Here is a 5139-nt window from a genome sequence, read left to right on the forward strand (position 1 = left end):
CCATCGACGCCGGCTGAGGGTCCATCGACGATCGGCGCCGTCTGGACAGCGGACTCGTCGTCCGCGGCGGGCCGCCCGTCCGGCTCGCCCGTGCTCGGTCGTAAATCCGGCTCCCCTATGCCGAGCGGTGCATCCGGCTGCTGCGTGCTCGCGGCGCGGCGTCCGAGAACGGCCCCGGCCGCCATTCCGGCCAATCCCATGGTGCTGGGAGCCATCACCAGCAGCGCTGTCATCCGCGCTCCCAGCGAGGTCAATCGCACCGAACCGAGGTCACCGCCCGCAGGAATCTGCAGCAGCGTGAAGACCAATCCGCAGCCGACCCCGGCCAGCGCGCCGGCTATTGCCGTCACGTCGATGCCCAGCCGGTGCCCATCGGCCAAGGCACGTGCCTGCAGCCGCCTGACCAGCACCAAAGCCGCAGCCACCCCGGCCAGCACGCTGCTGAGCAGCCACAGCAGGCAGCTGCGCGGCATCACCCCGGCCGGCGGCACCGCGCCGAAGAACGGTATCGACGGAAGCATGCCGAGGGTGGTCTGCGCAGGCGAGATGACGGTGCCCAGGCCCAGCTGAATGCCCGCCCCGGCGGCCCAGGATCCGCCCCACAGAATCAGGTTCGGCAGCCACGCGAGTTGGCCGAACAGCAGCATCACCGCGCCCAGTCCACCGGGCAGCAACGACTCGTGGATCATCATGACCTGAGTACGGCCGTTGATCAACGCGACGATCACCACGGCAGCTCCGGCCGCGACCATCACCAACAGTCCCGCCGCGAGCGACAGGCCGATCGTCCGTATCGCAGCGGCCCCGCGCGCCGGCCGCCATTCGAGTGCACGCCCGAACCCGGCGAGCGGCAGCAGGCAGCAGAAGATCAGCGCGCCGATCAAGGTCGACGCGCCGCTGCCGGACTCGGCTGCTTCTCGGCAGCCGGCGAGCACGATGGCGTAGACGACAGCGAAAACCCCGGCCATTCGGAGCAGCCGGGCGCCGGTCTGGTCGTCGCCGGGCGGACGGCTGTGCAGCACAGCCTGATGGCAGATGCCCAGGGCGACCACCACGATGATCGCGGTCAGCCCGAGCGGAATGATCGACAGTTGAGCGCCCGGCAGCGAGATCGAGATGCCATGCGCGAGCAGCCAGCCCTGGGTGCTGAAGGCAAGCAACGCGGACGCCTTGAGCTGCGGCACCGAGATCCAGCCGAGCACGCAATACCCGGTGACCAGCAGCCAGCCGACCGCGGCGGTGGTCAGCGCGGCGAGCGTGCTGGCCACCGGCCATGGCAGCCGCCAGGGCTCGGGTTGTTCGGTCACCGCCTCCAGATGACGGACTCGGACACTGGACTCGTTACGCGATGCTCTGCCGAACTTCATCAACCGTGCAGGATCTCGCGCATGAGTGCGGCAGTCTCGCTGGGGGTACGCCCCACCGTGACACCGACCGCCTCCAGCGCCTCCTTCTTGGCCTGAGCAGTCCCCGATGAACCGGAGACGATCGCGCCGGCGTGACCCATCGTCCGGCCCTCGGGTGCGGTGAAACCGGCCACATAGGCGACCACGGGCTTGGTGATGTGCTCGGCGATGTACGCCGCCGCGCGCTCCTCCGCGTCCCCGCCGATCTCGCCGATCAGGACGATGGCCTTGGTCTGCTCGTCCGCCTCGAACGCAGCCAGCGCATCGATGTGGGTGGTGCCGACGATCGGGTCGCCGCCGATGCCGATGGCGGTCGAGAAGCCGATGTCGCGCAGCTCGAACATCATCTGATAGGTCAGGGTGCCGGACTTGCTGACCAGACCGATCGGGCCGGGCCCGGTGATCGTGGCCGGAATGATGCCCGCATTCGACTCGCCCGGCGAGATGATGCCTGGGCAGTTCGGGCCGATCAGGCGCACGCCCGCGTCCACTGCCTGGTTGACGAACCGCGCGGAGTCGGCCACCGGGACGCCTTCGGTGATGCAGACCACCAGATCGAGAGCGGCATCGATGGCCTCACTGACCGCCGACCCGGTGAACTTCGGCGGCACGAAGACCACCGACGTGTTGGCTCCGGTGGCCTCGACTGCCTGCGCCACGCTGCCGAAGACCGGTAGTTCGGCGCCCTCGAAGGACACGGTCTGCCCGTCCTTGCCGGGAGTCACCCCGCCGACCACCGTCGAGCCGCTATCCAGCATGCGCTGAGTGTGCTTGCGTCCTTCCGCACCGGTCATGCCCTGCACGATGATCCGGGAATCGCTTCCAAGCCAGATCGACATCTCAGGCCTCCTTGCTCACGTCGTCGGCCTGCGTCTGGTCGGCAGCCAACTCTGCCGCCTGCCTTGCGCCATCGTCCATGGTCTCGGCGAGCCGTACCCGCGGGTGCGCGTAGTCGGCCAGAATTGCCCGGCCCTGGACGACGGCGTTGCCGTCCAGCCGCACCACGATCGGACGAGTGGCCTGATCTCCGAGCACCGTCAGTGCCTGCTTGATGCCGTTGGCGACCTCGTCACAGGCTGTGATGCCGCCGAAGACGTTGACGAAGACCGACCGCACCTGCGGGTCGGACAAGATGATGCCCAGACCATCGGCCATCACCTGGGCGGACGCGCCGCCGCCGATGTCGAGGAAGTTCGCGGGTTTCGGTTGACCGGGCAGATCGGCGCCGGCGTAGGCGACCACGTCGAGGGTGCTCATGACCAGGCCGGCACCGTTTCCGATGATGCCGACATTACCGTCCAGCTTGACGTAGTTGAGGTCGCGTTCGGCGGCGGCCAGCTCCAGCGAATCGGTGGCGGCGATGTCTTTGAGACCGGCGTGACCCGGATGCCGGAAATCGGCGTTGTCGTCGAGGGTGATCTTGCCGTCGGCCGCAAGGATCGCGCCGGATCCGGTCTTGACCAGCGGATTCACCTCGACCAGGGTGGCGTCCTCGGCGACGAAGACAGCACCCAGCTTCACCAGCACGTCGGCTACCTGGTCGCGATCGGCCTCGGCAAAACCTGCGGCGGCCACGATCTCGGCGGCCTTGGCGGCATCGATACCCACCCTGGGGTCGACGGCGATCCGGGCCAGCGCCTCAGGCCGTTCGACGGCCAGGGTCTCGATGTCCATGCCGCCCTGGGTGCTGCACATCGCCAGCCAGCGGCGCTCGGCGCGATCGACCAGCAGCGAGAAGTAGTACTCCTCAGCGATGTCGATGCCCTCGGCAACCATCACCTGACGGACCGTGTGGCCCTTGATGTCCATGCCGAGAATCGTCTCGGCGGCCTGCCTGGCGTCCCGGGGCGACCGGACGACCTTGACCCCGCCGGCCTTACCTCGTCCGCCGGTCTTCACCTGGGCTTTGACGACGGTTACTGGGGTGCCGAGCGAATTGGCGGCTTGGTCTGCTTCGTCCGGAGTTCGGGCCACTATGCCCCGCGGAACCGGAACACCGTGGGCCTCAAAAAGATCCCGGGCCTGATACTCGAATAGATCCACCCCGTCAGCCTAGCGGCGAGCTGTTCACAGCTTCTCCAACGGCGCGTACTTCAGCGCGAATCGTTTCACTCCGCTGGATCCGAAATCGACGTCGGCTTTCGCGTTGTCGCCAGTCCCGCTGGTAGCCACCACGGTGCCCATGCCGTAGGTCGAATGCAGCACCCGGTCGCCGATGTTCACCGTGGGCAGAGCCTTCTTCACAGCACCTCCGCGTCCGGAGCCGAAGATCGTGCCGGACGACAGCGCCGCCCGCGCCGAGGCCGAGCGATCGGCCGAACTCGACGCCCAACTGGCCACCTCGGATTCCTTGCGGCGCCAGTCGATCAGATCGTCCGGGATCTCGGCGAAGAAACGGCTGGCCGGGTTGTAGGAGGGCTGCCCGAACAGGGTGCGCACCACCGACCGGCTGAGATAGAGCCGCTTGCGGGCACGCGTGATGCCGACATAGGCGAGGCGGCGCTCCTCCGCGAGTTCGACGGTGTCGGTCATCGCGCGCATGTGCGGGAAGATGCCGTCCTCCATGCCGGTCAGGAAAACCGTGTCGAACTCCAGGCCCTTGGCGGTGTGCAGGGTCATCAGCGTGACGACCCCGGAGTCGTCGCTTGCGTCCGGGATCTGGTCGGAGTCGGCGACCAGCGCGATGCGCTCCAGGAAGGCGCCCAGCGAGGCATCGGGTTCGGGCTGGCCGGCGGTCAGCTCGCCGGCCAGTTCTGCACCGGGATCCCCGGCGAGGCCGGAATCGGCAGTGGCGGACCCAGCTTCGGATGCGGTAGGCCCCTTGGACGCATCGGAGGTAGCCGGTGCCGTGGCGAAAGACTCCCCGAAGAGCTCGAAGTCGTCGCCCATCCCCAAATCTTGGGTGGTTGCCTGAGCGACGAACTCCTGGGCCACCTTGACCAGCTCCACCAGGTTCTCCACCCGGGTCTGATCCTGCGGATCGGACGAATTGCGCAGCTCGTCGATCATCCCGGAGCGCTTGAGCACCGCCTCCAGGATCTCGCTGGCCGGCAACTCGGCGTCCACCATGGCACGAAAGTCAGCCATCATCTGGCCGAAGGCCTTCACCTGGTTGAGCGAGCGGGTAGCCATGCCGGGTGCCTGATCCGCGCGGTCGACGGCGTCGGCGAAACTGATCTGCTCATTGGCGGCAAGCATCGCCAACGCCACCTCGGCACGCTCGCCGATCCCCCGCTTGGGCACGTTGATGATCCGGCGCAGCGAGACATCGTCCGCCCGGTTGGAGATGGCGCGCAGATAGCTGAGCGCATCGCGGATCTCGCGGCGCTCATAGAAGCGGACGCCGCCAACCACCCGGTAGGGCAGCCCGAGCCTGATGAAGACTTCTTCGAACGCGCGGGACTGGGCGTTCGTCCGATAGAAGACCGCCATATCGCAGTATTTGCCTTTGCCCGCATCGGCGAGCGCATCGATCTCGCCGCCGATGAATCTGGCCTCGTCGTGCTCGGTGTCGGCGACATATCCGACGATCTTCTCGCCGTCGCCGGCTTCGCTCCACAGCCGCTTGTCGGGACGCCCCGAGTTGTGCGTGATGACTGCGTTCGCCGCCGACAGAACAGTCTGGGTCGAGCGGTAGTTCTGCTCCAGCAAGATCGTGCTGGCCCCCGGGAAGTCGTTCTCGAAGTCGAGGATGTTGCGAATCGTGGCGCCGCGGAAGGCGTAGATCGACTGG

4 protein-coding genes are annotated in these 5139 nt (G+C 67.4%); all 4 read right to left on the bottom strand.

The features are described 5' to 3' along the window. On the bottom strand, positions 1-1307 hold a 1307-nt coding region (locus AAFP05_RS04630), incomplete at its 3' end, for a DUF6350 family protein (RefSeq protein WP_341728684.1). A gap of 59 nt (positions 1308-1366) precedes the next feature. Further along, positions 1367-2245 (bottom strand): succinate--CoA ligase subunit alpha, encoded by an 879-nt coding sequence (sucD, locus tag AAFP05_RS04635; RefSeq protein ID WP_341728685.1) that lies wholly within the window; start codon positions 2243-2245, stop codon positions 1367-1369. Between the two features lies 1 nt (position 2246). Continuing rightward, on the bottom strand, positions 2247-3449 hold the full coding sequence (gene sucC / locus AAFP05_RS04640) for an ADP-forming succinate--CoA ligase subunit beta (RefSeq protein WP_341728686.1): 1203 nt from the start codon (positions 3447-3449) through the stop codon (positions 2247-2249). A 24-nt stretch (positions 3450-3473) separates the two neighbouring features. Beyond that, complete coding sequence (locus AAFP05_RS04645) at positions 3474-5057, bottom strand: 3'-5' exonuclease (protein ID WP_341728687.1); 1584 nt, start codon at positions 5055-5057, stop codon at positions 3474-3476. Between the last annotated feature and the right edge of the window lie 82 nt (positions 5058-5139).

It is taken from the genome of Brooklawnia sp. (assembly GCF_032229645.1).
Classification (GTDB): domain Bacteria; phylum Actinomycetota; class Actinomycetes; order Propionibacteriales; family Propionibacteriaceae; genus Brooklawnia.